General features: G+C 73.8%; 16 protein-coding genes and 1 tRNA gene. 13 read left to right on the top strand and 4 right to left on the bottom strand.

The window, feature by feature from the left end:
• Nucleotides 1-32: 32 nt before the first annotated feature.
• Nucleotides 33-635, bottom strand: coding sequence for an isochorismatase family protein (locus KZX45_RS10825; protein ID WP_248257739.1), 603 nt, complete (start codon nucleotides 633-635; stop codon nucleotides 33-35).
• Between the two features lie 285 nt (nucleotides 636-920).
• On the opposite strand from KZX45_RS10825, the gene KZX45_RS10820 reads away from it, so the two are divergent.
• The 3 genes from KZX45_RS10820 to KZX45_RS10810 are packed head-to-tail and all read left to right on the top strand — an operon-like array spanning nucleotide 921 to nucleotide 4,105.
• Nucleotides 921-2,414: a DHA2 family efflux MFS transporter permease subunit gene (locus KZX45_RS10820; RefSeq protein WP_248257738.1), complete on the top strand. Its 1,494-nt coding sequence runs from the start codon at nucleotides 921-923 to the stop codon at nucleotides 2,412-2,414.
• A 33-nt stretch (nucleotides 2,415-2,447) separates the two neighbouring features.
• The gene (locus tag KZX45_RS10815) at nucleotides 2,448-3,497 is read left to right on the top strand and encodes an alpha/beta fold hydrolase (RefSeq protein WP_248257737.1); all 1,050 of its coding nucleotides are present in this window, start codon (nucleotides 2,448-2,450) and stop codon (nucleotides 3,495-3,497) included.
• The gene (locus KZX45_RS10810; RefSeq protein ID WP_248257736.1) at nucleotides 3,461-4,105 is read left to right on the top strand and encodes an alpha/beta hydrolase; all 645 of its coding nucleotides are present in this window, start codon (nucleotides 3,461-3,463) and stop codon (nucleotides 4,103-4,105) included. Before KZX45_RS10815 ends, KZX45_RS10810 begins: the two co-directional genes overlap by 37 nt.
• Here KZX45_RS10810 and KZX45_RS10805 read toward each other — a convergent pair whose 3' ends face one another.
• Nucleotides 4,106-4,900 carry a deoxyribonuclease IV gene (locus KZX45_RS10805; protein ID WP_248257735.1) on the bottom strand — a complete coding sequence of 265 codons (795 nt, stop codon included), beginning with the start codon at nucleotides 4,898-4,900 and terminating at the stop codon, nucleotides 4,106-4,108.
• Nucleotides 4,901-5,017: 117 nt separating this feature from the next.
• On the opposite strand from KZX45_RS10805, the gene metG reads away from it, so the two are divergent.
• From metG to KZX45_RS10760, 8 genes are all read left to right on the top strand, one after another.
• A complete protein-coding gene (gene metG, locus KZX45_RS10800; protein ID WP_248257734.1) occupies nucleotides 5,018-6,826 on the top strand; it encodes a methionine--tRNA ligase in 1,809 nt (602 codons plus the stop codon).
• A gap of 8 nt (nucleotides 6,827-6,834) precedes the next feature.
• Nucleotides 6,835-7,797 (top strand): TatD family hydrolase, encoded by a 963-nt coding sequence (locus KZX45_RS10795; RefSeq protein ID WP_248257733.1) that lies wholly within the window; start codon nucleotides 6,835-6,837, stop codon nucleotides 7,795-7,797.
• Nucleotides 7,798-7,977: 180 nt separating this feature from the next.
• The gene (locus KZX45_RS10785) at nucleotides 7,978-9,099 is read left to right on the top strand and encodes a G5 domain-containing protein (RefSeq protein ID WP_308221729.1); all 1,122 of its coding nucleotides are present in this window, start codon (nucleotides 7,978-7,980) and stop codon (nucleotides 9,097-9,099) included.
• A 298-nt stretch (nucleotides 9,100-9,397) separates the two neighbouring features.
• Nucleotides 9,398-10,648 carry a resuscitation-promoting factor gene (locus tag KZX45_RS10780; protein ID WP_248257732.1) on the top strand — a complete coding sequence of 417 codons (1,251 nt, stop codon included), beginning with the start codon at nucleotides 9,398-9,400 and terminating at the stop codon, nucleotides 10,646-10,648.
• A 223-nt stretch (nucleotides 10,649-10,871) separates the two neighbouring features.
• Nucleotides 10,872-11,816, top strand: a complete 945-nt coding sequence (rsmA, locus tag KZX45_RS10775) for a 16S rRNA (adenine(1518)-N(6)/adenine(1519)-N(6))-dimethyltransferase RsmA (RefSeq protein WP_248257731.1) — start codon at nucleotides 10,872-10,874, stop codon at nucleotides 11,814-11,816.
• Nucleotides 11,813-12,841: a 4-(cytidine 5'-diphospho)-2-C-methyl-D-erythritol kinase gene (gene ispE / locus KZX45_RS10770; protein ID WP_248257730.1), complete on the top strand. Its 1,029-nt coding sequence runs from the start codon at nucleotides 11,813-11,815 to the stop codon at nucleotides 12,839-12,841. The genes rsmA and ispE overlap by 4 nt, the downstream gene beginning before the upstream one ends.
• A gap of 136 nt (nucleotides 12,842-12,977) precedes the next feature.
• The gene (locus KZX45_RS10765) at nucleotides 12,978-14,906 is read left to right on the top strand and encodes an ABC-F family ATP-binding cassette domain-containing protein (RefSeq protein ID WP_248257729.1); all 1,929 of its coding nucleotides are present in this window, start codon (nucleotides 12,978-12,980) and stop codon (nucleotides 14,904-14,906) included.
• A gap of 86 nt (nucleotides 14,907-14,992) precedes the next feature.
• The gene (locus KZX45_RS10760) at nucleotides 14,993-15,940 is read left to right on the top strand and encodes an alpha/beta hydrolase (RefSeq protein ID WP_248257728.1); all 948 of its coding nucleotides are present in this window, start codon (nucleotides 14,993-14,995) and stop codon (nucleotides 15,938-15,940) included.
• A 4-nt stretch (nucleotides 15,941-15,944) separates the two neighbouring features.
• On the opposite strand, the gene KZX45_RS10755 is transcribed toward KZX45_RS10760, so the two are convergent.
• A complete protein-coding gene (locus KZX45_RS10755; RefSeq protein ID WP_248257727.1) occupies nucleotides 15,945-16,484 on the bottom strand; it encodes a MarR family winged helix-turn-helix transcriptional regulator in 540 nt (179 codons plus the stop codon).
• Nucleotides 16,485-16,657: 173 nt separating this feature from the next.
• Between KZX45_RS10755 and KZX45_RS10750 the strand changes: the two genes are divergently transcribed.
• The gene (locus KZX45_RS10750; RefSeq protein WP_248257726.1) at nucleotides 16,658-17,005 is read left to right on the top strand and encodes a hypothetical protein; all 348 of its coding nucleotides are present in this window, start codon (nucleotides 16,658-16,660) and stop codon (nucleotides 17,003-17,005) included.
• 4 nt (nucleotides 17,006-17,009) lie between these two features.
• Here KZX45_RS10750 and KZX45_RS10745 read toward each other — a convergent pair whose 3' ends face one another.
• On the bottom strand, nucleotides 17,010-17,615 hold the full coding sequence (locus KZX45_RS10745; RefSeq protein WP_248257827.1) for a TetR/AcrR family transcriptional regulator: 606 nt from the start codon (nucleotides 17,613-17,615) through the stop codon (nucleotides 17,010-17,012).
• Between the two features lie 120 nt (nucleotides 17,616-17,735).
• On the opposite strand from KZX45_RS10745, the gene KZX45_RS10740 reads away from it, so the two are divergent.
• Nucleotides 17,736-17,807, top strand: a tRNA-Gln gene (locus tag KZX45_RS10740).
• Nucleotides 17,808-17,840: the final 33 nt, after the last annotated feature.

Raw genomic sequence — 17,840 nt, 5'->3', positions numbered from 1 at the left:
ACGCGCGTGGACCGCGGAATCAGGAGCAACGATCAGGACTCGGAGGCGAGCCCCGACTCCTCGAGTGCGACGCCGGCGGCAGCCATCTGCTGGCGTGCGAGGGCGCCGAGCTCGGGGCTGACCGGGACGGTGAGATCGGTGAGAACGCGCGTATGCAGACCTAGCTTCTTCGCGTCCAGCGCCGTCTCCTTGACGCAGTGCGACTCCACGAGCCCGACGACGTCCACCGAGGTGATGTCGGCGTCGCGGAGGATCTGCGCAAGCGTGCGGCCCTGCTCGTCCGTGCCTTCGAACCCGGAGTACGCGGCGGCGTACTGGCCCTTCTTGACCGAGGCGTCGAACGTCAGGCCCGCCAATGCGGGGTGGAGCTCGGCCTCGGCCGTCCCGGCGACGCCGTGCGGCGGCCACGTGTCCACGAAGTCTGGTTCGTCGGAGAAGTGCTCGCCCGGATCGATGTGCCAGTCCTGCGTCGTCACCACGGCGGCGTACTCGTCACGGTGCTCCGCGGTGTAGCGCGCGACCCGCTCGGAGACGGCGTTCGCCCCCGGGGACGGCAGGGCGCCGCCTTCGCAGAACGTGGGCTGGACGTCCACGAGGATGAGGGCACGTCCGCCCTGTCCGACGTTCTGGTTCACGGCTACCTCCGGATCCCGGCCCGCCGAGGGGGCGGACCTTCTCCGCTCATTCTCTCCCGGCGCGCGCGTGGACCCCAAGAGACGACCCGACGCCGGGCGACGGAATATTCGCTTCACCGCGGGCCGCCGCGGCGCCCACAATGGCCGGGCCGCACACGCCACGTCGCAACCTGCGCCGCTGACCTGGCGAGGGCTCGCGCGTGCCGACCCGTGGTCGCGCACACCCGACGGCACAACCAGCACCGGACCCAGCCAGCCGTCCGCAGTGCGCGGACCGGAGGACACATGACAGACAACCGCCTCGCCACCGAGGTCGTGAGCGACGTCGCGCCTGCCCGTCAGGGCGCCGCCGACCAGACGGACCGGCTCGAGCCGTCGGCCCGGCTGGTCATCTCCCTGCTGCTCGTCTCCTCCTTCGTGGTCATCCTCAACGAGACGGTCATGGGTGTGGCGCTGCCTCGGATCATGGACGGCCTCGGTGTCCCGGCGAGCTCGGCGCAGTGGCTCACCACCGCGTTCATGCTCACGATGGCGGTGGTCATCCCGATCTCCGGCTTCCTGCTCCAGCGGTTCAACACCCGTCCGGTGTTCCTCGCCGCCATGACCCTGTTCAGCCTCGGCACGCTGCTGTGCGCGCTCTCGCCCAGCTTCGGCGCGCTCGTCGTCGGCCGGGTCGTCCAGGCCAGCGGCACCGCGATCATGATGCCGCTCCTGATGACGACGATCATGACCCTGGTCCCGCCCCACCTGCGTGGGCGAACGATGGGCAACATCTCGATCGTGATGTCGGTGGCGCCGGCCCTCGGCCCCACCCTCTCCGGGCTCGTCCTGAGCGTGCTGGACTGGCGCTGGCTGTTCTGGCTGGTGCTGCCGATCGCCCTGTTCGCCCTCGGTCTCGGCGCCGCCAGGGTCCAGAACGTCTCCACCACCCGACCCGGCTCGATCGACGTCCTCTCCGTGCTGCTCTCGGCCGTCGCGTTCGGCGGGCTCATCTACGGGCTGAGCGCCGTGGGCTCCGCCGCGCACGGAGTCGCGACGGTCCCGCCCTGGATGCCGGTGGCCACGGGAATGATCGCGCTCGCCGCCTTCGTGGTCCGTCAGCTCGCGCTGCAGCGGTCCGACCGTGCGCTCCTCGATCTACGAACCTTCGTCGCCCCGATGTTCACGATCGGCGTCGCCCTGATGTTCGTCCTCATGGCGGCCCTGTTCGGCACGATCATCCTGCTGCCGATCTACACCCAGGACGTGCTGGGCCTGGACCCCCTCGCCACGGGCCTCCTCCTGCTGCCGGGCGGGCTGCTCATGGGGCTTCTCGGTCCGGTGGTCGGGCGTGTCTACGACCGTCGCGGGCCGCGGGTGCTCGTCGTCCCCGGTGCGCTGCTCGTCAGCATCTCGCTGTGGGCGCTGACGCTCCTCGGCGAGACCACCCCGTCGATCTTCGTGCTCGGCGTCCACGTCGTCCTGAGCGCAGGTCTGGGCCTGATGTTCACCCCGCTGTTCACCACCTCGCTCGGCTCCGTCCGGCCGGAGCTGTACTCGCACGGCAGCGCCCTTGTGGGCACCGTCCAGCAGCTCGCGGGTGCTGCCGGCACGGCCCTGTTCGTCGTCGTCATGGTGACGCGGGCGGCGGGACTTACCGCCGACGGACTGGCACCGGAGGCCGCCCTGGCGGGTGGCATCCGCACAGCCTTCCTGTGCGGCGCCGTGCTCTCCCTCCTGGCAGTCGTCGCGGCGTTCTTCGTCCGGCGTCCGGAGGAGATCGGGTCCTCGTCCCATTGACCCCGACCCGCGGCCGGGACTACGACAGGACACATGCTCAAGGTCGGCGTGGACCTGGGACGACGGCTCTCCGTCGTCACCGTCGCGGCACTGCTGCTCGTGATCGGTGCGGTCACGGCAGGAGCCTCTCCCAGTGACGTCGATCCTCGGGACGAGCGCGGTGTCCCGGCCCTCGCCTGGGAGGGCTGCGGGGCGGGGCTCGAGGCGTTTCAGTGCGCGACGGCGGAGGTGCCCACCGACCATGACGATCCGGCGGCCGGCACCACCACCATCGCGCTGACGCGCCTCCCGGCGACCGCGCCCGACCAGCGCCTGGGCAGCCTGTTCCTCAACTTCGGCGGTCCCGGCGGGCCCGGGGTGGAGGTCCTTCACATGCTCGGCGGCGAGTTCCTGCACCCGACGGTGCGGGCGCGCTTCGACGTCGTCGGGTTCGACCCCCGTGCGGTCGGCCGGTCGGACCCCGCCACCTGCTTCCGCGACGCCGAGCAGGAGCAGGCCTTCATCCGGACGCTTCCCGCTTTCCCGGTCGAGGACGAGGAGGCCCGCTTCACCGCCTCGGCCGCCGCACTCGGGATCTCCTGCACCGTGCTCTCCGGGACCCGCATCGCCGCCGCGTCCACCGCCAACGTCGCCCGCGACCTGGACCTGCTCCGCGAGGCCGTCGGCGACGAGGAGCTCACCTACCTCGGCTACTCCTACGGCACGTTCCTCGGCGCCACCTACGCGGCGCTCTTCCCCGACCGGGTGCGCGCCCTGGTGCTCGACGGCACCGTGCTGCCGAGGCTGTGGGTCGGCGAGGGGGACGACCGGGTGCTCGGGCGACGCCTCGGGCAGCACGTCGCAGCGGCACAGGCCTACGGCGAGTTCCTGCGGCTGTGCCGGGAGGCGGGGTCGAACGGGTGCGCTCTCGCCGCGCTCGGCGACCCGGCGGAGGTGGTCGAGGGCCTCCTGACCCGGCTGCGCACCCAGCCCGCCACGTTCGACATCGGGGACGGGACGACGACGGAGCTCGGCTACGACGACGCCGTCTCCCTCATCTTTTGTCGATGTACGCACCGCAGGCGTGGGGCCCGCTCGCCGTGACCCTTGCGTCACTGGCACCGCAGCCGCTGACCGCGCAGTCGGCGGGAGCCGGCCCGGACCCGGGCATGCTCGGCGACCTGCTGCGCCGCCTGGGCGTGATCGAGGACTACCCGTCGGTCGGCGGGTCGCTCGCCAGCGTCTGCGTGGACACCGAGGACCCGGTCGGGCCGCTCGGCTTCCCGGACCAGGCCGACGCGGCCGACCGGGAGGCTCCGCACTTCGGGCGGATGCGCGCGTGGGCGACCCTGCCGTGCGCGTTCGTCCCGGTCGCCGACGAGGACGCCTACACCGGCCCCTGGGAGCAGACCGCGGACGAGCCGGTGCTGGTGATCGGCACGAGGTTCGACCCCGCCACCCCGTACGTGACCACGGCGCCCTTCGCGGAGCTCTGGCCGGACGCGCGCGTGATGACCGTGGAGGGGTACGGGCACACCACCCTCGTCCCGAGCAGCTGTGCGAACCTCGCGATCGCCACCTACCTCGTGGACCTGCAGGCGCGCGACGGTGCCACCTGCCGGCAGGACGTCACGCCGTTCGCGCCCGTGCCGCAGGAGCAGGGCGCGGAGCCGCCCGTCCTGCCTCTGCTCTCGTGGGGACCGGTCGGCTGATCAGGCCAGGCGCTCCCGCAGCCAGGCGATGTCGGCGCCCTGCTCGGCGGCGCCACCCGGCGTCTCGACGACCACCGGGGCCCCCGCGGCCCGCACCACGTCGGCGAGCTCACCGGCGTCGAGGCTGCCCTGGCCGAGGTTGGCGTGCCGGTCGGCGCCGGAGTCGAACGCGTCCCGGCTGTCGTTGGCGTGGACCAGGTCGATCCGGCCGGTGATGTCTCGCGCCCGCTCGACGATGCCCGCCAGCGGCTCCCCGCCGGCGAAGGCGTGGCACGTGTCGAGGCAGAACCCGACCGTGTCGCCGCCGTCCGCCTCGAGCACCGCCCCCCACAGCTGCTCGAGCCGCTCGAGCCCACGGGCCATGGCTCGGTTGCCGCCCGCGGTGTTCTCGATCAGCAACGGCACCGGCATCTCCAGGCCGTCGATGCACTTGCGCCAGTTGTCGAAGCCCTTGGCCGGGTCGTCGTCCTTGAGGACGTGCCCACCGTGCACCACGAGCCCGGCCGCCCCCACCTCTGCGGCCAGGTTGAGGTGCTGCTGGAGCAGCTTGCGGCTCGGGATGCGGATCCGGTTGTTCGTCGTCGCGACGTTGATCACGTACGGCGAGTGCACGTACAGCGTGATCCCGGCCTCCGCGGCGGCGCCTCGCAGCGCCTCCGCACCGCCGGGGTAGCGCACCTCCGGCCCCTTCCAGCCCTGCGGGTCGCCCAGGAAGAACTGCGCGAGGTCCGCCCCGCGGGCCAACGCCTCCGCGACGGGGTCTGACTGGTCGACGTGCGCTCCGATCGGACTCATGGGCAACGACGATAGCCCGGCCCGCCGACACCGGGCCCGGGGCCGGGCACGGACGACGACGGCACGAGGGGCCGCCGTCGGCCGGGGGGTCCTGCCGCGCCAACTAGGCTGGCCACCATGACGCGCATCCTCTCCGCCGTGGCCTGGCCCTACGCCAACGGGCCGCGCCACATCGGTCACGTCGCCGGCTTCGGCGTGCCCTCCGACGTCTTCTCCCGCTACATGCGCATGGCCGGCCACGAGGTGCTGATGGTCTCGGGCACGGACGAGCACGGCACGCCGATCCTCGTCGCCGCCGACGCCGCCGGGGTCAGCGCCAAGGAGTTCGCCGACCGCAACAACCGCGTCATCGTCGAGGACCTCGTCGCCCTCGGCCTCAGCTACGACCTGTTCACCCGCACCACCACCCGCAACCACTACGCGGTGGTGCAGGAGATGTTCCGCACCGTACGGGACAACGGGTACATGGTGGAGCAGGTCACCCAGTCCGCGATCAGCCCCTCCACGGGCCGCACCCTGCCCGACCGCTACATCGAGGGCACATGCCCCATCTGCGGCTACCAGGACGCGCGCGGCGACCAGTGCGACAACTGCGGCAACCAGCTCGACCCCACGGACCTCATCGACCCGCGCAGCAAGATCAACGGCGAGACGCCGGAGTTCGTCGAGACCACGCACTACTTCCTCGACCTGCCCGCGCTCGCGGACGCGCTCGGGAAGTGGCTCGACGACCGGGCCGCCTCCGGCACGTGGCGCCCCAACGTCATCAAGTTCTCCCAGCACATCCTCGAGGAGATCAAGCCCCGCGCGATGACGCGGGACATCGACTGGGGCATCCCGGTCCCCGGCTGGGAGGACCAGCCCACCAAGCGCCTGTACGTGTGGTTCGACGCCGTCGTCGGCTACCTCTCCGCCTCCATCGAGTGGGCCCGCCGCACCGGCGACCCGGACGCGTGGCGCCGGTGGTGGAACGACCCCGAGGCCCTGTCCTACTACTTCATGGGCAAGGACAACATCGTCTTCCACTCCCAGATCTGGCCCGCCGAGCTGCTCGCCAACAACGGCGAGGGCGATCGCGGCGGGGCGCCGGGCACCTACGGCACCCTGAACCTGCCCACCGAGGTGGTCTCCAGCGAGTTCCTCACGATGGAGGGCAAGCAGTTCTCCTCCTCGCGCGGCGTCGTCATCTACGTCCGCGACGTCCTCGAGCGCTACCAGCCCGACGCGCTGCGCTACTTCATCTCCGCCGCCGGCCCCGAGACCCAGGACGCCGACTTCACCTGGGCCGAGTTCGTCCGCCGGACCAACGGCGAGCTCGTCGCCGGCTGGGGCAACCTCGTCAACCGCACCGCCACGATGATCGCCAAGAACTTCGGCGAGATCCCGGCCCCCGGCGAGCTCGAGGCGATCGACACCGAGCTGCTCGACCAGATCCGCGCCGGCTTCACCGCCGTCGGCGACCTCATCGGCCACCACCGCCAGCGTGCCGCCCTCGCGGAGGCGATGCGCCTGGTCGGGGAGGCGAACACCTACGTCACCCGCACGGAGCCGTTCAAGCTCAAGGCGCCCGAGCAGCGCGCCCGCCTCGCGACCGTGCTGCACACGCTCGCCCAGGCCGTCGCCGACCTCAACGTCATGCTCAGCCCGTTCCTGCCGCACTCCGCCAACGACGTCGACCGCGTCCTCGGCGGCGCCGGCGCCATCGCGCCCATGCCGCGGCTGGACGAGGTCGAGGACCTCGACGGCGGCGACCCGTACCCGGTCATCACCGGCGACTACCGGCGCGGCGAGAACATGGCGGCCTGGGAGTCTCGCCCCGTCGTGCCCGGCACCCCCGTCGCGAAGCCCACCCCGGTCTTCACCAAGCTCGACGACGAGATCGTCGAGTCCGAGCTCGCCCGGCTGCGCGGCCGGCCCACGGCGTGAGCGCCGGCGTGAGCCAGACCGTCGTGAGCAAGAAGCAGCAGAAGAAGCGCCGCGGCTGGCCCGAGGAGCCGGACCCGCTGCCGTCTCCGGTGGTCGACAACCACGCGCACCTGCCGGTCCTGGACGACGACGGCGCACCCGTCGACGAGTTCGACGTCGCCCTCCCGCCGGGAGAGGAGCCGCTGACGACGGCGCAGCAGGTGGCCCGCGCCGCCCGCACCGGGGTCGGGCGCATCCTCACCGTGGGCTGCGACGTCCCCTCCCTCGCGGGGTCGGTGGCCCTCGCCCACACGCACCCGGAGATCGCCGCCGCCCTGGCCATCCACCCCAACGAGGCACCCCTGCACACCGGCGTCCGCGAGATCGCACCCGACGGTCTCGACCCGGCCGTGCGCGAGCACCACGGCCTCTCCCTCGACGATGCGATCGCGCAGGTCGCCGAGCTCGCTCGCGACGAGCGCGTGGTGGCGGTGGGGGAGAGCGGCCTGGACTTCTTCCGCACCGGCGACGAGGGCCGCGCCCACCAGGTGCGCGCGTTCCGCGAGCACATCGCCCTGGCCAAGGAGCTCGGCAAGGCGCTGCAGATCCACGACCGCGAGGCCCATGCCGAGGTCGTCGAGACGCTGCTCGCCGACGGCGCCCCCGACCGCGTCGTCTTCCACTGCTTCTCCGGCGACGTCGACCTCGCCCGCACCTGCGCCGAGCACGGCTGGTACGCCTCCTTCGCGGGCCCCGTGACGTTCCGGAGCAACGACGCGCTCCGTGCCGCCCTCCGCGCGCTCCCGCCGGAGCTGGTCCTCGTCGAGACCGACGCGCCGTACCTCACGCCCGCGCCGTACCGGGGGCACCCCAACGCCTCGTACGTCATGCCGATCACGGTGCGCACCGTCGCCGAGCAGCTCGGGCTCGAGCTGGGCGCGGCCTGCGAGCGTCTCACCGCCAACACCGACGCGGTCTACGGCACCTGGTAGCCCGCCCGGGGGCGAGGATTCCGAGCCTCGCGGGCGGAGCTCGGCGCCGGGAGCGGGTGTTGCGGGGACCCCTGTGTGCGGCATCGCACGCCCACAGGGGAATCGGTCGACTTTGCATCAGATAACAAATCGGTTACGGTCGCTCTCGGCCCGTCTCCCCTCCAGACAGGACAAGACTTCGTGGCACGACACACCGCGGAGCGTGGCGCCGCCACGCCCGTCACCGACACGACGCCCGTCACCGGCGTCCCCCAGCCCGGCACGCGTCGCGCGGCTCGGCTCGCCGAGAGCGAGCAGCAGGCCTCGAAGGCCTCCGGCGTGCTCGGGATCCCCGGCGTCGCGGTCAAGGCGCTGCGCGGCGGCGTCCTGGGCGCCGTCGTCCTGGGCACCGGCGCGTTCACCGTCTCGCAGGTCTCCGCCGAGCCCGGCGTGACCGACGGCGCCGACCTGGCCGCGGTCGAGGCCGGCACGCTCGCGCTGCGCGACGTCGACGCCGCCTCCCGCTCCCAGCTCGCCGGGCGCCAGGCCCTCGAGGCCGACGGCGCCCGCAGTTTCACCCTCGTCGTCGACGGCGAGACCCGGGAGATCACCACGACCGCCGCCACGCTCGGCGAGGCGCTGACCGAGGCCGGGGTCGTCGTCGGGGGGGACGACGTCGTGACGGCCGGCCTCAACGCCGCCGTGCCGGCCGGGGAGACCGTCGAGGTCCTGCGGGCGAGCTCCGAGCACGTCACCGAGGAGACCGTCGAGGAGCACGGCGTCGTCGAGAAGGAGGACGACTCCCTGCCCGAGGGAGAGCGCAAGGTCGAGACCGAGGGCGTCGACGGCGTCACCACGGAGACCTACCGCGTCGTCACCGCCGGCGGCGAGGAGGTCAGCCGCGAGCTCGTGGCGACCGTCGTCTCCAGCACCAAGGTCGACGAGGTCGTGCTCGTCGGCACCAAGAAGGCCGTCGAGGCCGCCCCGGCGGAGCAGGCGGCCGCCCCCGTCGCCAGCTACTCGGGCGACCCGCGCGCCATCGGCCGGGAGCTCGCCGCCGCCCGCGGCTGGGGGGCCGACCAGTTCTCCTGCCTGGACAGCCTCTGGACGAGAGAGTCCAACTGGAGCGTGACCGCGGACAACCCGACGTCCAGCGCGTACGGCATCCCGCAGGCGCTGCCCGGGTCGAAGATGGCCTCCGCCGGCGCGGACTGGGCGACGAACCCGGCCACCCAGATCACCTGGGGCCTCAACTACATCGCCGGGCGCTACGGCACCCCGTGCGGCGCCTGGGGCCACTCCCAGAGCGTCGGCTGGTACTGATCTCCGGCCGCCGGAGCCGCCTGCCGGGCGCTCCGGTCCGCCGGAGATCGCCCCGCACGAGGCACAGAGCGGCGTTCTGTGGTGAACGACACGTGGACGTCCAGATAACAATTCGATTACATTCGTCCAGGTCCGGTCTTCCGGACTGCAGCAGCGGGTGCCCATGGCCCGCACCTGACAGCCGGATCAGACCGACGTCGGGCCGTGCCCCCAGGAGGGGCACGACGGTTTCTCGCCGAGCGAGATCACGTCACGCCCGCCACGCTCTGTGCCCGGGCCGCGCGACAAAGGATCCAACGTGAGCGCGCCGAACTCCCTCCAGCCCACCACCGACCCCCACGCCGCGGACTCCGCAACCAGCGTCGAGACCGCCCCGGCCAAGAAGCGCCGCCGCCTCCTTCCCCTGATCGCCCTCGGAATCGCCCCCGTGCTCGTCGCCGGCGGCGCCGTCGCGGCCCACGCCCACAAGAGCGTCGACCTCGAGATCAACGGTCAGACCCACACGCTCTCCACCTTCGCCGGCTCCGTCGAGGGGCTCCTCGAGGAGCAGAACATCTCGCTCGGCGAGCACGATCTGCTGGCGCCCGGCCCGGACGCCGCGCTGAGCGACGGCGCCGACGTCGTGGTGCGCACCGCGCGCCAGGTCACGGTCGACGTCAACGGCGAGCCCCAGGTCGTCTGGACCACCGCCCTGACGCAGGGCGACCTCGTCACCAGCATGTTTCAGTCCGGCCGTGAGGTCACCCTCGCGGCCTCCCGGTCCCTCGACCGCACCTCGCTGAGCCTGCCGCTGGTGGTCGACGGGTCCGTCGACGTCGTCGCGGACGGCGAGACCGAGCGGGTCGAGCTGAAGGGGGAGGCCTACGTGGCCGACGCCCTCGAGGCCGCCGGGGTCGAGGTCTCCCGCACCGACCGCGTCGAGATCGGCTCCGCCGACGACGGCACCGTCCAGGTGACCGTGACCCGTGTGGTCGCCGGCGAGCGGACCGAGACCGAGCCCGTGGAGTTCTCGACCGTCGAGCGCGAGGACGACTCGCTGTACGTCGGCCAGAAGAAGGTCGTCGAGGAGGGCAGCGCCGGCGAGCGCACCCGCACCTTCGCCACCATCACGGTGGGCGGCAAGGAGGTCACCTCCGCGCTGCGCAGCGACGAGGTGACCACCGAGCCGGTGGACCGCGTCATCGCCGTCGGCACCAAGGAGCGCCCCGCCCCCGAGCCGGAGCCGGCGCCCGCGCCCGCCCCGGCCGCCGCCCCCACGCCCTCCAGGAGCGCGCCGTCCTCCAGCGCCTCCGGCGGCGGAGCCCCGACCAGCGGCGTCTGGGCGCAGCTCGCGCAGTGCGAGTCCGGCGGCAACCCCACCGCCGTCAGCGCCAACGGCCTGTACTACGGCCTGTACCAGTTCTCCATCAGCACCTGGCAGGCGATGGGCGGCAGCGGCCTCCCCTCCCAGGCCTCGCCCGCCGAGCAGACCCAGCGCGCCCAGGCGCTCCAGGCCCAGTCCGGCTGGGGTCAGTGGCCCGCCTGCGCGGCCAAGCTGGGCCTCCTCTGACGCAGAAGTTGCCGCAGGGCCCTCGCGTCCCGCTCGAGCAAGTGGTTCCGTGCCGAGCAAGCCGTTCCAGACGGTCTTGCTCGGCACAGGAGCTCTTGCTCGGGCATCCGGACGACGGAGCTTTTGCTCGGGCATCCGGATGACGGAGACCCACGGCAGCCACGGCGCCCCACCCGTTCGCGGGTGGGGCGCCGTCGTCGTCCGGCGCCGATAGGCTCGCGCAGTGACCGCCGAGCCTCCCACCGCACCCCCCGGCCCCGCCGGCCTGCTCGGCCCGGCCGACGTGCGCCGGCTCTCCGAGACTCTCGGCGTGCGGCCGACCAAGACTCTCGGCCAGAACTTCGTGCACGACGCCGGCACCGTGCGCCGCATCGTCCGGTCGGCCGCCGTCCGGCCCGGGGACGTCGTCCTCGAGGTCGGCCCCGGGCTGGGGTCGCTCACCCTCGCGCTGCTGGAGACCGGGGCGCGCGTCGTGGCCGTCGAGATCGATCCCGCGCTCGCGGCGGCCCTGCCGGGCACGGTCGCGACCCGCATGCCCGACGCCGCCGACCGCCTGGCCGTCCTGCGCGCCGACGCCATGACGGTGACCGGCCCGGAGGCCCTCCCGTCGCCCGGGGGAGCGGCCGGCGCCGCCCCCACCAAGCTGGTGGCGAACCTGCCGTACAACGTCGCCGTGCCCGTGCTGCTCACGCTGCTCGAGAACCTGCCCAGCCTGCGCGAGGTCCTCGTCATGGTCCAGGCCGAGGTGGCCGACCGGATCGCCGCGCCGCCCGGCTCCCGCACCTACGGCGTCCCCTCGGCGAAGGCCGCCTGGTACGCCGACGCCGCCCGCGCCGGCACGATCTCCCGGAGCGTCTTCTGGCCGGTGCCGAACGTGGACTCCGCGCTGGTGCGCCTCACTCGCCGCGAGCCCCCGGAGACGACGGCGACCCGCGAGGAGGTCTTCGCCGTCGTCGACAGCGCCTTCGCCCAGCGCCGCAAGACGCTGCGGGCCGCGCTGGCCGGCTGGGCGGGCTCCCCGGCGGCCGCCGAGGCGGCGCTGCGGGCCGCCGGGATCGACCCGAGCCTGCGGGGCGAGCGGCTGGGCATCGCAGAGTTCGCCCGGATCGCCCAGCACGCCGGGTCAGCGGGTGCGCCCGGCGCCAGGTCTGGCACGCTGGGCGCGTGAGCGCCGTCCACGTCCGGGCCCCGGGCAAGATCAACCTCGCGCTACGCGTGGGCCCGCCCCGCCCGGACGGCTACCACCCGCTGGCGACGCTCTTCCAGGCGGTCTCGCTGTACGAGGACGTCGTCGCGCGGCCCGCCGACGAGATCACCCTCGAGATCCATGGGCGGGGCGCGGACCTGCCCACCGACGGCCGCAACCTCGCCGTGCGCGCCGCCGAGCTGCTGCGCGAGACGTCCGGGACCGAGGCCGGGGTGCACCTGACCCTCACCAAGCAGGTGCCGGTCGCCGGGGGCATGGCCGGCGGGTCCGCCGACGCCGCCGCCACCCTCCTCGCGTGCGACCAGCTGTGGGGGACCGGCCTGGGCCGCGAGGAGCTCGGCGAGCTGGCCGCCGAGCTCGGCGCCGACGTGCCGTTCGCGCTGACCGGCCTGTCCGCCATGGGCACCGGGCGCGGGGACCTGCTCGCCCCGGTCATGAGCCGCGGCCAGTACCACTGGGTCCTCGCCGTCCAGGCCGAGGGCCTGTCCACGCCCGCCGTCTTCCGGGCCTTCGACGACCTGAACGGCTACGCACCGGCTCCGGTCGCGGCTGCCGGCTCCGCCGTCGGCCGGGACGGGGTGGACGACGGCGCAGCGCGGCGCGCCGGACCGCACGGGCCGACCGACGCGGCCGGGGACGCCGCGGCCGAGGGGGACGCGCCCCGTCTCGACGAGGGCATCGTCTCCGCGCTCCTGAGCGCGGACCCGCTCGTCCTCTCCCGGTCGCTGCGCAACGACCTCCAGGAGGCGGCGCTCTCCCTCCGCCCGGAGCTGGGCGACGTCCTCGCCGCCGCGGACCGCGCCGGAGCCCTGGGCGTCGTCGTCTCGGGCTCGGGACCCACCGTCGCCGCCCTCGCGCTCGACGCCCCGCACGCCGCCAGCGTGGCGGGGGTCATGCGCGGTGCGGACGTCGCCGCCGAGATCCTCACCGTCACCGGGCCGGTGCCCGGGGCCCGGGTGCTGGAGCACGTCGGGCGCCGCCCGTAGCGGCCGACCGGCACGGAGGCCGGCGCCGGCGCCCGACGGGACCCGGGCGCGGTACCGACCCGGCCCCACGGTTTGCGACACTGGACGACGTGCTCGCAGACCCCCGCCTCCCGCTCACCACCGCAAGGGGCCGTCAGTGGCCCACCTGATCGGCATGGAGGGCATGGGCGTCACCCTCGGGGCGCGCCCGATCTTCGCCGACGTCACCCTCGGCCTCGACGACGGCATGCGCGTCGGCGTGCTCGGCCGCAACGGTGCCGGGAAGTCCACGCTGCTGAAGATCCTCGGCGGCACCGCCACGTCGGACGCCGGCCGGGTCACCCGCGCCGGCGGAACGCGGGTGGCCGTCCTGGACCAGGCCGACGCGCTCCCGGCGGGCACCACCGTCCGCGACGTCGTCCACCCCGGGGTCGACGAGCACGTGTGGGCCTCGCAGTCGAGCGTGCGGGACATCCACGCCGGCCTCCTCGCCGACGTCTCCCTCGGCGCCGACGTCGCCACGCTCTCGGGCGGGCAGCGCCGGCGCGTGGCGCTCGCCCGCGTCCTCACCGAGGACGCCGAGGTCCTCATCCTCGACGAGCCCACCAACCACCTCGACGTCGAGGGCGTGGACTGGCTGGCCCACCACGTCCAGGAGCGCTACCGCCGCGGCGTCGGGGCGCTGGTCGTGGTCACCCACGACCGGTGGTTCCTCGACGCCGTGTGCACCCGCGTGTGGGAGGTCGTCCCCGGCCACGACGGCCCCGGCGGCCGCGCGCCGGTCCCCGGCCGGGTGGAGACATACGACGGCGGGTACGCCGCCTACGTCCTCGCCCGGGCCGAGCGCACCCGCACCGACGCCCTCGCCGAGGAGAAGCGCAACAACCTGCTGCGCAAGGAGCTCGCGTGGCTGCGCCGCGGCGCGCCCGCCCGCACCTCCAAGCCGAAGTTCCGCCTCGACGCCGCCGCCGAGCTCATCGCCGACGAGCCGCCGCCCCGCGACCCGCTGGAGCTGACCCGGCTCGCCACCACCCGGCTCGGCAAGGACGTCCTCGACCTCGAGGGCGTCACCGTCACCTACCCGCTCCGCCCGGGCGAGGGCGGTGCAGCCACCTCCCGCGCAGCCACCTCCCGCGCCGCCGGCGACGGCGGGACCCGCACCATCCTCGACGACGTCACGTGGCGGCTGGCGCCGGGGGAGCGGGTCGGGCTCGTGGGCGTCAACGGCGCCGGCAAGTCCACGCTGCTGCGCCTGCTCGCGGGCACCCAGCAGCCGACCGCCGGCCGGGTGCGGCGGGGCAAGACCGTGCACGTGCGGACCCTGTCCCAGGAGACCCGCGAGCTCGACGAGGTCGCCCACCTGCGGGTGATCGAGGCGGTCGAGGAGGTGCGCGGGCGCGTGGAGGTCGGCGGCAAGGAGCTCACGGCCGGGCAGCTGGTGGAGCGGCTCGGCTTCACCCGCGAGCGCGCCTGGACGCCGGTGGCCGACCTCTCCGGCGGGGAGCGGCGGCGCCTGCAGCTGCTGCGCCTGCTCGTCGCCGAGCCGAACGTGCTCCTGCTGGACGAGCCCACCAACGACCTGGACACCGACACCCTTGCCGCGGTCGAGGACCTGCTCGACGGCTGGCCGGGCACCCTCGTCGTCGTCTCGCACGACCGCTACCTCCTCGAGCGGGTCACGGACCACCAGGTGGCGCTGCTCGGCGACGGCCGGCTGCGCGACCTGCCCGGCGGCATCGACCAGTACCTGCGGCTGCGCCACCAGCTCGAGGCCGCGGCGGACGGGTCGATGGCCCGGACGGCCGCGACGTCGGCAAGCGCCGGGACGGCCGCGACGGCGGACGACGCGGCCGGGGCCAGCCCCGCGGAGCAGCGGGCGGCGCGCAAGGAGATGGCGCGGCTGGAACGCCAGCTCGCCAAGGCGTCCGCGCGCATCGAGAAGCTCCACGCCCAGCTCGCCGAGGCCTCCGCCGGGGGTGACGTCGAGCGGCTGACCCGGTTGGCCGCCGAGTCCCGGGAGGCCGAGGCGGAGCACGCGTCGCTCGAGGAGGAGTGGCTGGTCGCGGCGGAGGTCGCCGAGCAGTGACCCGGCACTTCTTCCCCGAAGTACGGGACAGGAGCGGTCGGTTTCCGGCAGGGTAGGTCCACCCGTCCGCCGTCGAAGGAGACGATATGGCCCTGCCCTGGAACACCGAGGTGCTCGACGCACTCCAGCCCCTCCTGGAGGCGGGCGCGGGAGCGCCTCCGCCGGCGGTGGGTGACGTCGCGACCCGGCGGGCCAACTCCGAGGCGCTGTTCGGGGCGATCAGCGCCTCCGTGCCGGAGACCGGGGTCAGCGTGCACGAGTTCCGGACCACCTCGGCGGACGGCGCCGACGTGCCGCTGCGCCTGTACCGCCCGGTCGGGCCGCCCACCGGCTCGCTGGTGGTGTACCTCCACGGCGGCGGGATGATCCTGGGCAGCCTCGAGAGCTACGACGCGATCATCAAGGCGAACGTGGCCGCCGCCGGGGTGCCGTTCCTGGCCCCGGAGTACCGACTGGCCCCCGAGCACCCCTACCCGACCCCGCTCGAGGACTGCTACGCCGCGCTCCTCTGGGCGGCCGAGAACGCGGACGACATCGGCGTCGACGCCGACCGGATCGCCGTCGCCGGCGACAGCGCGGGCGGGGGCCTGGCGGCCGGCGTCGCGCTGCTCGCCCGCGACCGGCAGGGCCCGCCCCTGGCGCGGCAGATCCTCGTCTACCCGATGCTCGACGACCGCACCACCAGCCCCGACCCCGCCCTCGGGGACGTGCTCACGTGGTCGTTCGAGGACAACGTCACCGGCTGGGCCGCCTACCTCGGCGCGCTCGCCGGCGGCGAGGAGGTGCCCGCCTACGCCGCTCCCGCCCGGGCCGAGGACCTCTCCGGCCTCCCGCGGACGTACCTCGACGTCGGGGGCCTCGACATCTTCCGGGACGAGGACCTCGCGTACGCCCAGCGGCTGTGGAGGGCGGGGGTGGAGACGGAGATCCACGTGCACCCCGGCGTGCCGCACGCCTTCGAGGTGCTGGCGGGGCAGGCGGACGTCTCGCGCCGGGTGCTCGCGGACCGGGCGCGGTACATCGCGCAGATCTAGGCCGTCAGGACTCGAACGGGATCAGCAGCGAGCGCAGGGAGTCGCTCAGGTGCCGGCGGTCCGGCTCGGGCAGGACGCTCAGCAGCGACCGCTCCGACTCGAGGAGCTGGGACATGGCGGCGTCCACGCGCCGCTTGCCCTCCGGGGTCAGCCGCACCTTGACCACGCGACGGTCCGACGCGTCGGCGGCGCGGACCACGAGGCCGTGGGCGACCATCCGGTCGATCCGGTTCGTCATGGTGCCGGAGGAGACCAGGGTCTCGGCGATCAGGCGGCCGGGCGTGAGCTCGTACGGCGCGCCGGCGCGCCGCAGGGCGGAGAGCACGTCGAACTCCCACGCCTCGACCCCGTGCTCCGCGAACGCCGAGCGGCGGGTCAGGTCCAGGTGCCGGGCGAGGCGGCTGACCCGGGAGAACACGTGCAGCGGCATCGGCTGGAGGTCGGGACGCTCGCGCTGCCACGCGTCGACGATGCGGTCCACCTCGTCCCGGGGACCGTCGGACCCCCGGACGGTGTCGCCCCCGGTCGGCTCCGCTGCGTGCATCCTCCGAGATTACTCGACATCGAGATAAATAGCCGCGAGGCCCGCCACGGCCGCGGCATGCCCTTCCACGGGGTCGGAGCTTGAGCAGATCTTGAGGTTGCGCCCGCCAACTCTTGGGCGAATCTTGAGCGCAACGCCCCGCGGAGTTGAGGGGCCGGCGACAGGATGACGCCATGCCGCCCCTCGCCGTGTACGTCGCAGCCGTGGCCCTCACCGGCCTCAGCTGCTTCCTCGGCGACCGCACGCTCTTCCGGCGCCTGCGGGTCTCCGAGGCCGGCGTGATCGGCTTCGCGTCCGTCACCCTCGGGGTCGTGGCGCAGCTGCTCTCCGCCCCCGGGTGGGCGCTGACCGCCGTGCCGGTGGGCGTGTCGCTGCTGCTGCTCCTCGCGCTGATGGGGACCAAGATCCTCGAGGGGCTGCTGACGTACCTCGCCGCGGGGGTCTACTACGTGGGGCTGCACGTGGTGGCGAGCAGGTTCTTCGGGCTCGACGCCCTCATCCCCGGGTGGCCGCTGAGCTGAGCGCTCAGCCCTTGCCGACCGTCGTCAGGCGTGGCGAACGCTCCAGGCCCGAGAGGCCGTTCCACGCCAGGTTGACGATGTGGGCCGCGACCTCGCGCTTGTCGGGGTGGCGCGCCTCCAGCCACCACTGACCGGTCAGGGCGATGAGCCCCACCAGCATCTGGGCGTACATCGGGGCCGCACCGGGGTCCAGGCGCCGGGCCCGGAACTGCTCGGCGAGCAGGTGCTCCACCTGGCTCGCGACGTCGCCGATCAGGGAGGAGAAGGTCCCGGTGGCCTGCGCCACGGGGGAGTCGCGGACCAGGATGCGGAAGCCGTCCGTGTTCTCCTCGATGTAGTCGAGCAGCGCCAGCGCCGCGCGCTCCACGACCGCCTTCGGGTGACCGCCGGAGCTGAGCTCGTCGGTCAGCATGCCGAGGAGGCGCTGCACCTCCCGGTCCACCACGACGGCGTAGATGCCCTCCTTGCCGCCGAAGTGCTCGTAGACCACGGGCTTGGACACCTTCGCCCGGGCCGCGATCTCCTCCACGCTCGTGCCCTCGAACCCCTTGGACGCGAAGAGCGCCCGCGAGACGGTCACCAGCTGCTCCCGGCGCTCGCTGCCGGTCATGCGCACGCGTGGCGAGGTCTTCGGCTTGGGCGTCACCCGGCCCATCATGCCCTGCCGCGCCACCCGGCGGTTTCGGCCGTCGGCCCGCCTGCTGGCACACTGGTCGCGCGCGTCGCGCGGTCCGCCCTGGTGTAACGGCAGCACGCAGGCCTTTGGTGCCTTGCGGTCCGGGTTCGAATCCTGGGGGCGGAGCCCGGTGCCGAGCCCCGGTCCGGGAGGGGAGTC

It is taken from the genome of Georgenia sp. EYE_87, from assembly GCF_023148685.1.
Lineage (GTDB): Bacteria > Actinomycetota > Actinomycetes > Actinomycetales > Actinomycetaceae > Georgenia.
The sequence above is the reverse complement of the archived record's forward strand: the minus strand, read 5'-3'. Positions and strand labels throughout refer to the sequence as shown.